Origin of the sequence: Micromonospora sp. NBC_01392, from assembly GCF_045040125.1 — a bacterium.
GTDB lineage: Bacteria > Actinomycetota > Actinomycetes > Mycobacteriales > Micromonosporaceae > Micromonospora.
The window spans coordinates 3,166,119-3,182,555 of the sequence record NZ_CP109549.1 but is presented as its reverse complement, the minus strand read 5'-3'; the positions used below and the strand labels follow the sequence as shown (position 1 = coordinate 3,182,555).

The window sequence follows — 16,437 nt, the reverse complement described above, 5'->3', positions numbered from 1 at the left end:
AGCGGTCAGGAACCGGTTGACCGATCACCCCCGAGACGCGAGCCATCACATTGGAGCATGTCGACCTTTCAGACATGGTGCCGCGCCCCTACCCCAGGCCCAGCAGCGTCGCAGTGACGTCGCCGCTCCGACGAACCGGGCCCACGCACTGCGGTTCAGCCGTCGAATAGCCACAATCGGTGGTCATTCACCGAACTCTGCCGGGTGGCAACGCTCGGCCGGATCCGGCGTGGTCGCCCGATACCGCATGTCACACGCTGCGGACCCCCGCGGCGGCGGAGTCGACCAAAGGCGCGCCGAACCGAATTGGATTGACGGGCCACCGAGTTGATCCTACGGTCGCTCCGATGCGCCCCGGAGAGATCGTCGTAACTGTCGAGCAGGTTCGCGCCCTGATCGACGAGCAGTTCCCCGAATGGTCGCGCCTGCCGATCGACGCGCAGCCGCTGACCGGCACCGACAACGCGTTGTTTCGGCTCGGCGATTCCCTGACCGCACGGCTGCCCCGGGCACCGTGGGCGGTCGACCAGGTGACGACCGACACGACCTGGTTGCCGAAGCTGGCGCCGCACCTGCCGGTGCCGGTGCCCGCCCCGGTCGCGGTCGGCCGGCCCGCCGGGGACTACCCGTGGCCGTGGACGGTCGTCCCGTGGCTGGACGGGCACAACCCGGAGAACGGGCAGGACCTCGTGGACCTCGCCGTCGACCTCGCCGGCTTCGTCCGCGCGATGATCGCGATCGACCCGATGGGCGGGCCGGTCAAGGAGGGGATCCAACGGGGTGTGCCCTTGGCGCAACGGGACGAACTCACCCGTCGATCGATCGCGGAGCTGGGTGATCGGATCGACGGGCGCGCGGTGACCGCGGCCTGGGACGAGGCGATGGCGGTCGACGAGTGGCCCGGTCCGCCGGTGTGGCTGCACGGTGACCTCCTGGCGGGCAACCTGCTGGTCGACCGGGGCAGGCTCACCGGGGTGATCGACTTCGGTGGTCTCGGCCTCGGCGATCCGGCGGTCGAGGTCCGGCCGGGCTGGAGCCTGTTCGACGCCCGCGCGCGGGCCGCCTACCGGGAGGCGCTCGGCTTCGACGAGGCGACCTGGGTTCGCGGGTGGGCCTGGATGCTGTCCGGCTCGCTCTACTGGCTGGCCGACCTGTGGGACTCGATAAGCCCGGCCGACCGCGAGGACACGATTCGCTACCTCGACCACATCGTGCGGCACCGCCACGACTGATCCGCGGTCCCCCGGACGGCTCCGCGGCTGGCGGACGTCGCGTTGCGCTACCGCGGCTGCGCCGGAGCGGCGTCCGGCCGCGTCCCCGACCGCTGTGGGCGGAACGCCCGGCCGGTGAGCACCGGCCGGGCGTTCCGCCAGCGGGGGGTTCCGGTCAGCAGCCGAGCCGCTTGCCGGACAGCGCGACGTCGTCGATCCAGAGGTCGAACTCGCCCGGCGTGGTGCCGCCCTGGTAGAGCTGCCAGCCGATCTTGACGGTGTCGACCGTCGGCAGGACGAAGGGCACGTCGTTGCCGCCGTGTTCGGTCGTGGACGCGGTCAGCTCCGGGTTCGCCACGCCGTCGATCCACACCGCGACCCGGTTGTCCGTCGCGTCCAGCCGCCACTCGACGCACTGCCAGGTGTCCTCGGTGACCGGGGCGGACTCCCGCCAGTTGGTCCAGTCGCCGGTCGGGCCGCCGTCCGCGCCGATCCCCCAGAACGTGCCGGGGACCGTGGGCGCGTACTGGCCGCCGACCGGGCGGACGACCTCCGCGCTGCCGGCGCCGGTCGCCTCCACCAGCGTGAAGTGCGCCCAGTCCGGGGCGGTGGGGAACGCGTCGACGCGCAGCCGCATCCGGCCGTAGAGGCGGTTACCCGGCGCGGCGACGTCGTCGACGCGCAGGAAGGCACGCCCGTTGTCGACCGTGTGGACATGCAGCACCTGGTTGCCCCGGCGGGACCGCTCGACGGTGAGCGTGCCGTGGCGGGTGTCGACGCCCCACTTCAGCGTGCGGGGCCCGCCCGGGGGCAGTCGCTCGAAGTCCTCGCAGAAGAGCAGGCCGCGGGGGCACGAACGCGGGGTGGCGGTCGACGCGCCGGCCGGCCCGCTGCCGGCGACGGTGCCGAGCGTCAGGGCGGCGGCGAACACCGCGAGGAACCTACGCATGATCATCCTCCACGTGTCGTCGGTCAGGGGCTGGTGCAGGAGAGGCCACCGGGGGCGGCGTTGCTGCTGCCGTTGGCCAGGAATCCGAAGGTGGTCGAGGCGTTCGCGCCGAGGGAACCGTTGTAGTCGGCGTTGCGGACGCCGACCGTGCCGCTGGTGCCGGTGTGGACGCCGTTCCAGACGTTGGCGATGGTCTGCCCGCCGGCCAGCGTCAGCCGCACGGTCCAGCCGGTGAGCGTGGTGGAACCGTTGTTGGTCACGGTGACCTCGCCCTGGAAGCCACCGCTCCAGCTGTTGACCATGCGATACGTCGCGGTGCACGCCCCGGGCTGCCCGGTGGCGGGCGGCGTGGTCGGCGGGGTGGTGGTCGGCGGCACGGTGGTCGGCGGGGCCGTGGTCGGCGGCGCGGTGGTCGGCGGCGCGGTCGTGCCCGGCACCGTGGTGGAGGCGGCGTTGAGAGCGTCGCGCACGGCGCCGTACGCCGCCTTGGGGTTGCTGTTGCGGTCGAACAGCAGCGGGTTCTCGTTGCCACGCCAGGAGTCGCTGTCCCGGATGCCCCACGTCGTGATGCCGACGCAGCGGGGCACGTTCATGCAGGCCTGGGTGAGGCCCTGGTACTGGCTGGTCGAGGCGTTGGTGACGTCGGCCTCGGTCAGCGCCACGTCGACGCCGAGCGCGGCGAAGCTGGACAGCGTGGTCTGGAAGGTGGACGGCAGCGAACTGCCACCGGTGAAGTGGGTCTGCAGACCGACGCAGTCGACCGGGACGCCCCGGGCCTTGAAGTCCTTGATCATGTTGTAGACGCCCTGCGTCTTGGCGTACGTCCAGTTCTCGATGTTGTAGTCGTTGTAGCAGAGCTTGACCGACGGGTCGGCGGCGCGCGCGGTCCGGAACGCCACCTCGATCCAGTCGTTGCCGGTGGACTGCAGGTTCGACGACCGCCGGCTGCCGTTCTCGGCGAACGCCTCGTTCACCACGTCCCAGTAGGCCAGCTTGCCCCGGTAGTGGGCCATCACGCCGTTGATGTGGTCGATCATCGCGGTCCGCAGCGCGCTGCCGCTGAGACTTCCCCAGAACCTCGGCTGCTGGGCGTGCCAGGCCAACGTGTGACCACGGACCCGCATGCCGTGCTGGGTGGCCCAGTTGTAGATCGCGTCACCGGCCCGGAAGTCGAACTGGCCCGGGTTGGGCTCGGTCGCGTCGGGCTTCATCTCGTTGACGGCCGTCATCATGTCGAACTCGCGGTTCGCGATGGTCAGGAAGCCCTGGTCGGTGAGCCGGTCACCGCCCATCGCGGCGCCGAAGTACCGGCCGCTGCGCTCGGCCGCGGCCTTCAGGGTGGTTCCGGGCGGGCCGCTGAGATCGGCGCGGGCGAAGGTGGCCACGGCCATCGAGGACACCGTGACCGCCAGGGCGCAGGCGCCGCCCAGGAGCAGCCGGACGGCGCTCCTGCTACGGCGGCGCGGTCGATCGGGTACGTCGTTCATCTGTGCCTACTCCTCGGTGTGCGGTCTGGTCCGTTGCCGCGCACGGCACGGGATCCGGCCGGTCGACGGTCGGCGTACCGCGCTCGCGGTGGGACCAGCACGCGGCAGGTGACGCCGTCGTGGCGTCCCGGCCGCGTCCGAATCGGTGACCACCGGCCGGCTACCCGGTCCGCCGGTGGATGGCGAACACCCCGCCTCGTGCGCCCGGTCGGAGTGACGCTGCCCTGCCGCGATGCTATATCGAATCAATTCGATACGCGACAGACCCGCGTCCCCGACGGGGTGAGCCGGCAGCCGTGGCCACCGGTCGACGCTCGCGCCGGCTAGGCTCGTCGACGTGGTGGGCCGCCTTCCCGGGACCGGCCGGTGAGCCCGTTCCGGCTGCTCACCGACCTGGTGAGCCACTACGGCTACCCAGGGCTCGCCCTACTGGTCGGCGTCGAGGGCTTCGGCGTCCCGGCGCCGGGCCAGACCGCGATCGTCCTCGCCGCCGGGTACGCGTCCCACGGCCGGCTGAGCGTCGTCGCCGTGGCGGCCACCGCGTTCCTGGCGGCGGTGGCCGGGGACAGCATCGGCTACCTGATCGGCCGTTACGGCGGCCGCCGGCTCGTCCTGCGCCACGGCCGCCGCCTCCGTCTGAACCCGGACCGGTTCGCCCGCCTGGAGGCCGTGATGAGCCGCCACGGCCCGAAGCTCGTCGCCGCCGCCCGCTTCGTCGACGGTCTCCGGCAGTTCAACGGGGTCGTCGCCGGCACCACCGGCATGCCGTGGCGGCGCTTCGTGGCCTACAACGCGCTCGGCGCCGCCGCCTGGGTGGGGCTGTGGACGACGGCCGGCTACCTGACCGGCGACCACATGCGGGCCGTGCTCGTGGACCTGCACCGGTTCGGGTGGTACCTGATCGCCGGCGCGGTCGTTCTCACGCTCGCCTACGTCGGCTGGCGACTGGCCCGCCGCCGGGGCGGCGACGCGTCGTAGGTCATCCGCCGGCGCGCAGCAGCGTCACCGGTCGTTCGCCGGGCCCGAGCATCCGCAGCCCGTCGACGAGGGGTTCGCTGAACTCGTACACCCGGGGCGCGGTGACCGCGACCGCCTCGGCCAGGCCCCGGTCGCCGGCGACCGTGGCGACCCGACGGTGGTGCTCGCGCACCCGTCGCCACGCGCGGTGTCGCCCATGCGTTGCTCACGGACAGCGACGCCGGTAGCGTCCGCGCAACACATCCGATGTGTGGACGACCGAGGGGTTGCCATGCCGTTCCTGACGACGAAAGCGCGGACCCGCCCCGACATCCCCGCCGCCGGGGGGCCACGTTGACCGACGTCCCGGCTCCCGGGCTGCCCGGCCCGCTCGGCGGGCCGCCGCCGAGCGGCATGACCCTCTGGTACGACAAGCCCGCCACCGACTGGGAGTCGCAGTCACTGCCGATCGGCAACGGCGCCCTCGGCGCCTCGGTCTTCGGCGGGGTCCGGGCCGAACGGCTCCAGTTCAACGAGAAGTCGCTGTGGACCGGCGGCCCCGGCTCCCCCGGCTACGACTTCGGTGACTGGACCACGCCGCGCCCCGGCGCGATCGACGAGGTCCGGCAGCGGATCGACGCCGACACGCGGGTCGACCCGTCCTGGGTGGCCGGCAGGCTGGGACAGCCGAGGAGCGGGTTCGGCTGCTACCAGCCCTTCGGCGACGTGCGGCTGTCCTTCCCGGACGCGCCGGCCGACCACACCGACTACCGCCGGCAGCTCGACATCGCCGACGCCACGGCCGGCGTCGCGTACACCGCCGCCGGGGTCCGCCACACCCGCGAGTACTTCGCCTCCGCCCCCGACAACGTGCTGGTCGCCCGGCTCACCGCCGACCGGCCGGGCGGCATCGGGTGCACCGTGTCCGTCACCACCGCGTCCAACCGGTCACGGCGCCTCTCCGCCGCGTACGGGCGGATCACGTTCCGCGGACGCCTCGACGACAACGGGCTGCGCTTCGAGGCGCAGGTGCAGGTGGTCCACACCGGCGGCACCCGGGTCGACAACGACGACGGCACGGTCACCGTCGAGGGCGCGGACGCCGTCACGCTGATCCTGGCCGCCGGCACCGACTACGCCGACGACCATCCGACGTACCGGGGAGACGACCCGCACGCGGCGGTGACCGCGCGGGTCGACGCGGCGGCGGCCACGCCGTACCCGGCGTTGCGGGCCGCCCACGTCCGCGACCACCGGAAGCTGTTCCGGCGGCTCACGCTCGACATCGGCCAGCGGATGCCGGCCGTCCCCACCGATCAGCTCCTGCTCAGCTACCGGCGGGGGCGGGCGGACCGGGCCGCCCGCACGGCCCTGGAGGTGCTCTTCTTCCAGTACGGTCGCTACCTGCTCATCGCGTCCTCCCGGGCCGGCTCGCTGCCGGCGAACCTGCAGGGCGTCTGGAACGACTCGACCAGCCCGCCCTGGTCGGCGGACTACCACACCAACATCAACTTCCAGATGAACTACTGGCCCGCCGAGACGACGAACCTCGCCGAGACGACCCTGCCGTTCTTCGACCACGTCGACGCCATGGTCGCGCCCGGCCGGATCAGCGCCAGGAAGATCTACGACAACCGCGGCTGGGTGGTGCACAACGAGACGAACCCGTTCGGCTTCACCGGCGTGCACGACCACCCCACCTCGTTCTGGATGCCGGAGGCCGGGGCGTGGCTGGCGCAGCACTACCACGAGCACTACCGCTTCACCCGGGACGAGACGTTCCTGCGCGAGCGGGCGTACCCGCTGATGAAGGAGCTGGCCCGGTTCTGGCTCGACGAGCTGGTCGTCGACCCGCGCGACGGCAGGCTGGTGGTGAGCCCCAGCTTCTCCCCGGAGCACGGCGACTTCTCGGCCGGCGCGTCGATGTCCCAGCAGATCGTGTGGGACCTGCTGACCAACGTGTCGGAGGCCGCCGCGACGGTGGGCGAGCCGGACGCCGCGTTCCGCGACCGGATCGCCGAGACGCTGGCCAGGCTCGACCCGGGCCTCCGGGTCGGCTCGTGGGGGCAGTTGCGGGAATGGAAGGACGACTGGGACGACGAGGGCGACACGCACCGGCACGTGTCGCACCTGTTCGGCCTCTTTCCCGGCCGGCAGATCTGCCCGCTGACCACGCCCGGGTACGCCAGGGCGGCGGACGTCTCGCTGACCGCGCGGGGTGCCGGCGGCACCGGCTGGAGCAAGGCCTGGAAGATCAACTTCTGGGCCCGGCTGCGGCACGGCAACCACTCCCACCGGATGCTCTCCGAGCTGCTCAGGTCGAGCACGCTCGACAACCTGTGGGACAACCACCCGCCGTTCCAGATCGACGGCAACTTCGGCGCCACCGCGGGGGTGGCGGAGATGCTGCTGCAGAGCCACCGCGGCGTCGTCGACGTGCTGCCCGCGCTCCCCGACGACTGGGCCGACGGCTCGGTCCGCGGCCTGCGCGCCCGCGGCGACGTCACGGTCGACGCCGAGTGGCGCGGGCGCACCGCGACCCGCATCACCCTGACCGCCGGCAGCGGCGGACCGCTGCGGGTCCGCAGCACCTTGTTCGACGGCCGGTTCCAGGTCACCGACCGCGCCACCCGCCGCCCGGTCGACGTCACCCGGGACGGGTCGGAGATCCGGTTCACCGCGACCGCCGGACACCGGTACGTGGCCGAGTCGCTCGCGCGGGTGACGACGGGGTGACCGGCCCGGGCCGCTACCGCCGGCCGTTCGACCGCCAGCCGGCCGGCCACCCTCGCGGACCGGCGGCGTGACGTCTTTCGACATCGGCTATTGACGTCGCCGTAACAGCGGCCTAGCGTCTGTCGAACCGCTTCGTCGAAGCGCTTCGACGATCATTCGAACGGCGGTGCCACGCCCGGCCGGAGGAGGTGCGCGATGGCCACCATGCACGACGTCGCCCGCCTGGCCCAGGTCTCGGTCAGCACCGTGTCCTACGTGCTCACCGGCACCCGGCCGATCTCCCCGGCCACCCGGGCCAAGGTGCGCGCCGCCATGACCGAGCTGGACTACCAGCCCAACGCCATGGCCCGCGGCCTGGCCAGCCGACGTAGTCGGATCCTGGGCCTGCTGCTGCCGATGGACGAGCGCGGCCTCGGCGCGACCGAGACGGCGTTCGTCACCGGGGCGGCCGCGGCGGCCAGCGCCGTCGGCTACCACCTGGTCCTGTCGCCCGTCGGGGGTGACGGCGACCTCGACGACCTGCGCCGGCTGGCCAGCCAGCGGATGTTCGACGGCGTCGTGCTGATGGAGGTGAAGCTCGCCGACGAGCGGGTCGCCGCGCTCCAGGAGGCCGGTGTGCCGCTGGTGCTCATCGGGCGCACCGGGGACACCGACGGCCTCTCCTACGTCGACATCGACTTCGGGCAGACCGTGCGGGAGGCGGTGGCGCACCTGGTCGGGCTGGGGCACCGGCAGATCGTCTACGTCAACCACTCGGCGCAGACCCTGACCCGCGGTTACGGCCCGGCGCTGCGTACCCGGGACGCCTTTGTCACGGCCATGACCGGCCACGGCCTGGAACCGGTCATGATCCCGGCCGAGGACAGCGCCGCCGGCGGCCGGGCGGCGCTGTCCGCCGCCCTGGCGCGGGCGCCGGGCCTGACGGCCGTGCTGGCCATGAACGAGACGGCGATCTTCGGCATCCTCGGCGAGCTGACCGCGCGGGGGCTGTCCGTGCCCGACGACGTCTCGGTCGTCTCGATGGTCACCTCGCCACAGGTAGCCGAGCTGGCCACCCCGGCGCTGACCGCGATGACGTCGCCCGGATCGGCGATGGGCCGGATCGCGATCGAGGCGCTGGTGCGTCACCTGGACGGGGGCGGCGACGAGCGCCACCAGCAACTGCTGCCGTGCGCGCTGGAGATCCGGGGCTCGACCGCAGCCCCACGAAGCCGCCAACTCATGGGGGCTGACCAGTAGAAACGGCCCGTCGCCGCGCGGCAACGCGACGACGGACCCAGTGAAGTACCGGCTCGATACTCAACGAGGAGGATAGCAATGCAGCGATTCCGCCGGATCGTCGCGGCGCTCGCCCTGGCGGCGACCGCGACGACCACCGTGGCCGCGTGCGGGGGCGACGACAGCGGTGACGACAGCGGGGCCAAGACCCTCAAGCTCTGGCACTACGAGGGCGAGAACAGCGCGATGGGGGTCGGCTGGGACCGGGCCATCGAGATCTTCAAGACCGAGCACCCGGGCGTGGAGGTGCGCTTCGAGCGCAAGGCGTTCGAGCAGATCCAGCAGAACGCCGGCATGATCATCAACTCGTCCGAAGGCCCGGACATCATGGAGTACAACAAGGGCAACGCGACGGCCGGGCTGCTGTCCTCCCAGGGCCTGCTCACCGACCTCAGCGACGAGGCGGAGAAGCGCGGCTGGGCCGGCAAGCTCAGCCCCAGCCTCCAGACCACCGCCCGCTACACCGACAAGGGTGTGATGGGGTCGGGCAACTGGTTCGGCGTGCCGAACTACGGCGAGTACGTCACGGTCTATTACAACAAGGACCTGTTCGACCGCAACGGCGTCCGGGTGCCCACCACCATGGCCGAGATGACGTCCGCGATGGACACCTTCGTCAGCAAGAAGATCACCCCGCTGGGCATGGCCGGCACCGAGTACCCGGCCGGGCAGCTCTTCTACCAGCTCGCGCTGTCGAAGGCCGACCGGGCGTTCGTCGACGACTACCAGCTCTACAAGAACCCCGTCGACTTCAAGGCCGACCCGCTGAAGTACGGCGCGGACACCTTCGCCGACTGGGTGCGGAAGGGCTACGTGGCCAAGAACTCGGCGAGCCTCAAGGCCGAGGACATGGGCACCGCGTTCATCGCCGGCAAGACGCCGATGATCGTCTCGGGGAGCTGGTGGTACGGCCGCTTCAAGGCCGAGATGAAGGCCAACTGGGACACCTTCCTGTTCCCGGGCAACAGGCTGAACGCCGGCTCGTCCGGCAATCTCTGGGTCGTCCCGACGAACAGCAAGGCCAAGAGCCTGGCGTACGACTTCATCGACATCACCCTGCGTCCGGAGATCCAGGACCTGATCGGCAACCACGGTGGTGTCCCGGTGGCCGGTGACCCCGCCAGGATCACCGACCCGAAGGACCGCAAGCTGATCGAGGACTTCAACACGGTCAGCAAGCAGGACGGTCTGGCCTTCTACCCGGACTGGCCGGTGCCCGGCTACTACGACGTGCTGGTCGGCGGGTTCCAGGGACTGATCAACGGGTCCAAGTCCCCCGACCAGGTGCTCGACACGATCGCCAAGCCGTACGCCGACGGCGTCAAGGAGATCACCGGCAAGTGACACGGCGAGCGGCGGGCGCGACCGGCACGACCGGTGCGCCCGGCCGCCCCGCCGGGAAGGATCCGCCATGGCAGTCTCCGACACCGACACCGACACCGCCGCCGCGCCGTCCGCGGCGACCCCCGCCCCCGCTCCCCCGTCCCGCCGCCGACAGCGGGGCCGCGACGCGGCGTACTGGCTCTACCTGCTCCCCGGGGCGGCGCTGTTCGTCCTGGTCATCGGCGCGCCGCTGGTCGGCACCGGCTACCTGTCGCTGACCCGGTGGTCGGGCATCGGTGACCCTACGTTCGTCGGGTTGGACAACTACCGGCGGTTGCTGGACGACGAGGTGTTCTGGGCGTCGTTCCGCAACACCGTGGCGATGATCGTCGCGATGGTGGTGGTGCCGACAGTGCTCGGGCTGCTGCTCGCCTCGGTGCTCTTCGACGTCATCGGGCGTCGGTTCAAGCCGCGTACGGCGGCGGCGTTGCGGGCCGCGTTCTACCTGCCGCAGGTGCTGCCCGTGGTGGTCGCCGGCATCGTCTGGGGCTGGATCCTGCGCCCCGACGGCGCGTTCAACAGCCTGCTCGACGCGGTCGGGCTCGGGGCGCTGCGCCACGACTGGCTGGGCGACCCGGACACCGCGCTGCCGGTGGTGATGGCGGTGATGATCTGGGTGCAGATCGGCTACCCGGTGGTCGTGTTCATGGCGGCGTTGCAGCGGGTCGACCCGGAGCTGTACGAGGCGGCCGAGGTCGACGGGGCGAACTGGCTGCGCCGGTTCCGGGCGATCACGCTGCCGCAGATCCGGCCGGAGACGTTCGTGGTGGCGCTGACCTGCACCATCGCCGCGTTGAAGGTGTTCGGGCCGATCTTCGCGCTGACCCGGGGCGGCCCGGAGAACGCCACCAACGTGCCGTCGTACTTCGCGTACTACACGTTCTTCAAGAAGCTCCAGGTCGGGTACGGCTCCGCGATCTCCACCGTGCTCACCGTGATCATCGTCGTGGTGGCCGTGGTCTTCATCGGGGTGCAGGCCCGCAGCGAGCGCCGGGACCGGGGGATCTGACATGGCCATCACGATCACCGGTGCCCCGCCGCGCCGGCCGGTGCGCGACCGGCACCACCGGGGCGTCAGCCGGTGGGTGGTGCTCGCCGGCGTCACCATCGGCGCGCTCGTCATGCTGGTGCCGTTCGCGTTCATGCTGCTCAACGCGTTCAAGTCGCCCGGGGACTACTCGTCGGGCGGCCCGCTGAGCTGGCCGACCGAGTTCTACACCAGGGGTCTGCGGACGTACTGGTCCGCGGTGAACTTCCCGCTGAAGTTGTGGAACTCGGCGCTGATCGCCGGGTCCGTGGCGGTGCTCGGCGTCGTCGTGTCGCTGCTCAACGCGTACGCCCTGGGGATCGGCCGGGTCCGCGGCCGGCTCTGGATCGTCGGGGTGTTCCTGCTGGCCAACATGCTGCCGCAGGAGGCGTTGATCTACCCGCTGTACTACGTGGCCAAGGAGATCGGCCTCTACAACACCCGACTGTCGGTGATCATCATCTTCACCGTCATCCAGAGCGCGTTCGGCACCTACCTGCTCGCCTCGGTGCTTGGCACGTTCCCGCGCTCACTGCTGGAGGCCGCGGCGCTGGACGGCGCCGGCAAGTGGACGGTGCTGTGGCGGGTGGTCTTCCCCAACCTGCGGCCGACCCTCGCCGTCCTGCTCATCTTCTTCTTCATCTGGACCTGGAACGAGTTCCTCATCCCGCTGGTCATGCTGATCGACAACCAGACGCAGACCATCCCGGTCGCGCTCGCGTCGTTGCAGGGCGACCGCCTGATGGACGCCCCGACGACGAACGCCGGCGCGTTGCTCAGCCTGGTGCCGGCCATCCTCTTCTTCCTCATCTTCCAGCGCACTCTGGCGCGCGGCATCACGGCAGGAGCCGAGAAGTGAAGTTCACCGACGGGTACTGGCAACTGCGCCCGGGAGTCAGCGTGCTGCGCCCCGGCACTGTCGAATCGGTCGAGATGGACGAGCGCGGCTTCAACGTCTTCGCGCCGGCCGGGCAGATCAACGGCCGCGGCGACACGCTCAACCGGCCGGTCGTCACCGTCCGCTTCTTCTCCCCCGCGCCCGGCGTGGTCGGGGTGACCATCGGCCACCACAGCGGCGGGCTGCCCCGCGAACCCCACTTCGGGCTGCGCACCGACGACACCCACCCGGTCACCGTCGACATCACCGGGATCAGCGCGTCGCTGACCACCGGCGAGCTGACCGTCCGGGTCGCGCTCGTCGACGGGTGGCGGGTCGAGTTCCGGCACGGCGACCGGCTGGTCACGGCGTCCACCGGGCGCAGCGTCGGGATCGTCACCGACGGCGAGGGCCACCGGTACGTGCACGAGCGGCTCGCGCTCGGCGTCGGCGAGACGGTGTACGGGCTGGGCGAGCGGTTCGGCCCGTTCGTGAAGAACGGCCAGGCGGTCGACGTGTGGAACGCCGACGGCGGCACCGCCAGCGAGCAGGCGTACAAGAACGTGCCGTTCTATCTCAGCAGCGCCGGGTACGGGGTGTTCGTGGACCACCCGGAGCACGTGTCGTTCGAGGTCGGCTCCGAGGTCGTCGCGCAGACCCAGTTCAGCGTCGAGGGCCAGTCGCTGACCTACCACGTCGTCGACGGGCCCACCCCGAAGGACGTGCTGCGCCGCTACACGGCGCTGACCGGCCGACCGGCCCGGGTGCCCGCCTGGTCGTACGGGCTGTGGCTGTCCACGTCGTTCACCACGTCGTACGACGAGAAGACGGTCACCGAGTTCGTCGACGGGATGGCCGAGCGGAACCTGCCGCTGTCGGTGTTCCACTTCGACTGCTTCTGGATGCGCCAGTTCCACTGGGTCGACTTCGTCTGGGACCCGGCGACCTTCCCCGACCCCGAGGGCATGCTGCGCCGGTTGCACGAGCGCGGGCTGAAGGTGTGCGTGTGGATCAACCCGTACATCGCGCAGCGCTCGTACCTGTTCGAGGAGGGCCGCCGGGCCGGCTACCTGGTGCGCAACCCGGACGGCTCGGTGTGGCAGTGGGACAAGTGGCAGGCCGGCATGGCGCTTGTCGACTTCACCGACCCGGACGCGGTGGCCTGGTTCACCGGCAAGCTCAAGGCGCTGCTGGACATGGGCGTCGACTGCTTCAAGACCGACTTCGGTGAGCGCATCCCGACCGACGTGGTGTGGCACGACGGGTCGGACCCGCAACGCATGCACAACTACTACTCGTACCTCTACAACAAGGCAGTCTTCGAGCTGCTGGAGGCCGAGCGGGGCGAGGGCGAGGCGGTGCTGTTCGCCCGCTCGGCCACCGCCGGCGGCCAGCAGTTCCCGGTGCACTGGGGCGGCGACTGCGAGTCGACGTTCGTCGCGATGGCCGAGTCGCTGCGCGGCGGGCTGTCCCTGGCCTCGTCCGGCTTCGGCTACTGGAGCCACGACATCGGCGGCTTCGAGGGCACCCCCGACCCGGCGGTGTTCAAGCGGTGGATCGCGTTCGGCCTGCTCTCCTCGCACTCGCGGCTGCACGGCTCCGGCTCGTACCGGGTGCCGTGGGCGTACGACGAGGAGGCCGTGGACGTGCTGCGGCACTTCACCCGGCTCAAGCTCCGGCTGATGCCGTACCTGGCGGCGACCGCCGAGGAGGCGCACCGCGACGGCATTCCGATGATGCGCCCGATGATCGTGGAGTTCCCGGACGACCCGGCCGTGGCGCACCTCGACCGGCAGTACATGCTCGGCTCCGACATCCTGGTCGCGCCGGTGCTCAGCGCCGACGGGCAGGTCACCTTCTACGTGCCCGCCGGCACCTGGACCCACCTGGTCACCGGCGCGCAACTCACCGGGCCGGCCTGGGTGACCGAGAAACACGAGTACGACAGCCTGCCGGTGCTCGTCCGGCCCGGCGCGGTCATCGGGTTCGGGGCGCGCTCCGACCGGCCCGACTACGACTGGGCCGACGGGGTGGAGCTGCGGCTCCACGCCCCGGCGGAGGGGCAACGGCAGCGGGTACGCATCCCGTCGCCCGGCGCGGGGCCGGGCACGGAGTTCGAGGTGGGCTTCCGCGACGGCGTGGCGACCGCCGAGCTGGTGGCGGGCGAGTCGTCGGCGTACCACTGCGTGGTGGCCGGCACGGAGAGGACGGGACGATGACGGCACGAGACTTCCCGGAGAGCTTCGTCTGGGGTTCGGCCACCGCGGCGTACCAGGTCGAGGGCGCGGCCACCGAGGACGGCCGCGGCCCGTCCATCTGGGACACCTACAGCCACACCCCCGGGCGTACGCTGGGCGGCGACACCGGGGACGTGGCCGCCGACCACTACCACCGGTGGCCGCAGGACCTCGACCACATCGCCGGGCTGGGGCTCGGCGCGTACCGTTTCTCGATCTCCTGGCCCCGGGTGCAGCCCGGCGGTTCCGGCCGTTTCAACGCCGCCGGCCTGGACTTCTACGCCCGGCTGGTCGACGGCCTGCTGGAGCGCGGCGTCCGACCGGTCGCGACCATGTACCACTGGGACCTGCCGCAGGAGCTGGAGGACGCCGGCGGGTGGCCGGCGCGGGAGACCGCGCTGCGCTTCCAGGAGTACGCGTCGGGGATCGTCTCGGCGCTCGGCGACCGGGTGCACACCTGGACCACGCTCAACGAGCCCTGGTGCTCGGCGTACCTGGGTTACGCCTCCGGCGTGCACGCGCCCGGCCGGACCGAACCGGCGGCCGCGCTGGCGGCGGTGCACCACCTGAACCTGGCGCACGGCCTGGCCGGGCGGGTGGTCCGGGAGCTGGCGCCGAGCGCCGAGCTGTCGGTGACGCTGAACCTGCACGTCGTGCGCGGCGCGTCCGGCTCGGCCGCCGACTCCGACGCGGTCCGGCGGATCGACGCCCTCGCGAACCGGGCGTTCCTCGGCCCGATGCTGGACGGGGCGTACCCGGCCGACCTGCTGGCCGACACCGCCCCCGTCACCGACTGGTCGTTCGTGCGCCCGGGTGACGAGAAACTGATCGCGGTGCCGCTGGACGTGCTCGGCGTCAACTACTACGCCAGCACCCTGGTCCGCGCCGGGGACGGACACTCGGCCCGCTCCGACGCCGACGGCCACGGCGCCTCGGCCCACACCCCGTGGGTGGGCGCCGACGACGTCGACTTCCTGCCGCAGCCCGGCCCGCGCACGGCGATGGGGTGGAACATCGACCCGCCGGCCCTGACCGAGCTGCTGCTGCGGCTACGGGACGGGTACCCGGGCCAGCCGTTGATGATCACCGAGAACGGCGCGGCGTTCGACGACGTGGTCTCGGCCGACGGACGGGTCCACGACGACCGGCGGATCGACTACCTGCGCCGGCACATCGGCGCGATGGCCGACGCCCGCGCGCGGGGCGCGGACGTCCGGGGCTACTTCGTCTGGTCGCTGCTGGACAACTTCGAGTGGGGTTACGGCTACGACCGCCGCTTCGGCATCATCCGCGTCGACTACGACACCCAGCAGCGCACCTGGAAGGACAGCGCCCACTGGTACCGCCACCTGGCCACCACCGGCCACCTCGACGGGTGACGCCCCGACGGCCTAGGGCTTGCGGGCGAGCAGACCGACGAAGGTGTGGTAGGTGTCGGTCTGCTTCGGCGCGGGCGTGCCCGGATCCGGACGCCACTCGGCCAGCGGCACCAGCCCCGGCTCCAGCACCGTCAGCCCGTCGGCGAAGGAGAGGATCTCCTCGTCGGTACGCCAACGGCCGGTGCCCAGCGACTCGTTGAAGACCCGCTCGACCTCGCGGGCCTTCCGGGAACCCTCCGGGTCCCGCTCGCCCGGGTCACGGAAGTGCGAGATCGCCACGTAACTGCCCGACGGCAGCGCGTCGATCAACTCCGCCGCCACCGCGCGCGGCTCCTCGTCGTCGCCGAGGTGGTGCAGGATCGCGAAGAGCAACAACCCGACCGGCCGGTCGAAGTCGAGGAACCGGCGGACGTCCGGATCGTCGAGGATCTCCTGCGGTCGCCGGATGTCGGCCTGGATCACCGTCGCGGTGCCCTCCGCGGCGAGCAGGGCCCGCCCGTGCGTCAGGACGATCGGGTCGTTGTCCACGTACACCACCCGGGCGTTCGGGTTGTGCTCGGTGGCGACCTCGTGCACGTTGCCCTGGGTGGGGAGCCCTGACCCGAGGTCGAGGAACTGGTCGATGCCGGCCTCGGTGACCAGGAACCGGATGACCCGGCGCAGGAAGGCCCGGTTCGCCTGGCCGGCGGCCGGCCCGTCCGGAGTGATCCGCAGGGCGTGCTCGGCGACCTTCCGGTCGACCTCGAAGTTGTCCTTACCGCCCAGGAAGTAGTCGTAGACCCGGGCCACGCTGGGAACGGTGCGGTCGATTCCGCGGGGGGCGGCCTTGTCGCGGGTCACTGGCGTCTCCATCCGATCCTGGTCGGCGCACCGGTGCCGGGTGCGGTTCCGGACTCTGTCGGGGAGTGTAGCGACC

The 16,437-nt window shown here is 71.6% G+C and carries 13 protein-coding genes; 9 read left to right on the top strand and 4 right to left on the bottom strand.

The window, feature by feature from the left end; all coding sequences use genetic code 11:
• Positions 1–347: 347 nt before the first annotated feature.
• On the top strand, positions 348–1,232 hold the full coding sequence (locus OG767_RS14230) for an aminoglycoside phosphotransferase family protein (RefSeq protein ID WP_405093827.1): 885 nt from the start codon (positions 348–350) through the stop codon (positions 1,230–1,232).
• Between the two features lie 154 nt (positions 1,233–1,386).
• On the opposite strand, the gene OG767_RS14225 is transcribed toward OG767_RS14230, so the two are convergent.
• Together OG767_RS14225 and OG767_RS14220 are read right to left on the bottom strand one after the other, a co-directional pair.
• On the bottom strand, positions 1,387–2,160 hold the full coding sequence (locus tag OG767_RS14225; protein WP_405093826.1) for a hypothetical protein: 774 nt from the start codon (positions 2,158–2,160) through the stop codon (positions 1,387–1,389).
• 23 nt (positions 2,161–2,183) lie between these two features.
• Positions 2,184–3,647 carry an endo-1,4-beta-xylanase gene (locus OG767_RS14220; RefSeq protein ID WP_405093825.1) on the bottom strand — a complete coding sequence of 488 codons (1,464 nt, stop codon included), beginning with the start codon at positions 3,645–3,647 and terminating at the stop codon, positions 2,184–2,186.
• Positions 3,648–4,013: 366 nt separating this feature from the next.
• Between OG767_RS14220 and OG767_RS14215 the strand changes: the two genes are divergently transcribed.
• Positions 4,014–4,625 carry a DedA family protein gene (locus tag OG767_RS14215; protein ID WP_405093824.1) on the top strand — a complete coding sequence of 204 codons (612 nt, stop codon included), beginning with the start codon at positions 4,014–4,016 and terminating at the stop codon, positions 4,623–4,625.
• 1 nt (position 4,626) lies between these two features.
• Here the strand turns inward: OG767_RS14215 and OG767_RS14210 are convergent, their stop codons facing one another.
• Positions 4,627–4,797, bottom strand: a complete 171-nt coding sequence (locus tag OG767_RS14210) for a hypothetical protein (RefSeq protein ID WP_405093823.1) — start codon at positions 4,795–4,797, stop codon at positions 4,627–4,629.
• Positions 4,798–4,958: 161 nt separating this feature from the next.
• On the opposite strand from OG767_RS14210, the gene OG767_RS14205 reads away from it, so the two are divergent.
• The 7 genes from OG767_RS14205 to OG767_RS14175 all read left to right on the top strand — a co-directional run bounded on the left by OG767_RS14205 (position 4,959) and on the right by OG767_RS14175 (position 15,521).
• Complete coding sequence (locus OG767_RS14205) at positions 4,959–7,340, top strand: glycosyl hydrolase family 95 catalytic domain-containing protein (RefSeq protein WP_405093822.1); 2,382 nt, start codon at positions 4,959–4,961, stop codon at positions 7,338–7,340.
• 195 nt (positions 7,341–7,535) lie between these two features.
• Positions 7,536–8,579, top strand: coding sequence for a LacI family DNA-binding transcriptional regulator (locus tag OG767_RS14200; protein ID WP_405093821.1), 1,044 nt, complete (start codon positions 7,536–7,538; stop codon positions 8,577–8,579).
• A gap of 78 nt (positions 8,580–8,657) precedes the next feature.
• Positions 8,658–9,962, top strand: a complete 1,305-nt coding sequence (locus OG767_RS14195; protein ID WP_405093820.1) for an ABC transporter substrate-binding protein — start codon at positions 8,658–8,660, stop codon at positions 9,960–9,962.
• A gap of 67 nt (positions 9,963–10,029) precedes the next feature.
• On the top strand, positions 10,030–11,010 hold the full coding sequence (locus OG767_RS14190; RefSeq protein WP_405093819.1) for a carbohydrate ABC transporter permease: 981 nt from the start codon (positions 10,030–10,032) through the stop codon (positions 11,008–11,010).
• A 1-nt stretch (position 11,011) separates the two neighbouring features.
• Entirely contained in the window at positions 11,012–11,887 is an 876-nt protein-coding gene (locus OG767_RS14185; RefSeq protein WP_405093818.1) for a carbohydrate ABC transporter permease, read from the top strand.
• A complete protein-coding gene (yicI, locus tag OG767_RS14180; RefSeq protein WP_405093817.1) occupies positions 11,884–14,124 on the top strand; it encodes an alpha-xylosidase in 2,241 nt (746 codons plus the stop codon). The genes OG767_RS14185 and yicI overlap by 4 nt, the downstream gene beginning before the upstream one ends.
• The gene (locus OG767_RS14175) at positions 14,121–15,521 is read left to right on the top strand and encodes a GH1 family beta-glucosidase (protein ID WP_405093816.1); all 1,401 of its coding nucleotides are present in this window, start codon (positions 14,121–14,123) and stop codon (positions 15,519–15,521) included. The genes yicI and OG767_RS14175 overlap by 4 nt, the downstream gene beginning before the upstream one ends.
• Positions 15,522–15,533: 12 nt before the next feature.
• On the opposite strand, the gene OG767_RS14170 is transcribed toward OG767_RS14175, so the two are convergent.
• Positions 15,534–16,373 (bottom strand): SAM-dependent methyltransferase, encoded by an 840-nt coding sequence (locus OG767_RS14170; RefSeq protein WP_405093815.1) that lies wholly within the window; start codon positions 16,371–16,373, stop codon positions 15,534–15,536.
• Positions 16,374–16,437: the final 64 nt, after the last annotated feature.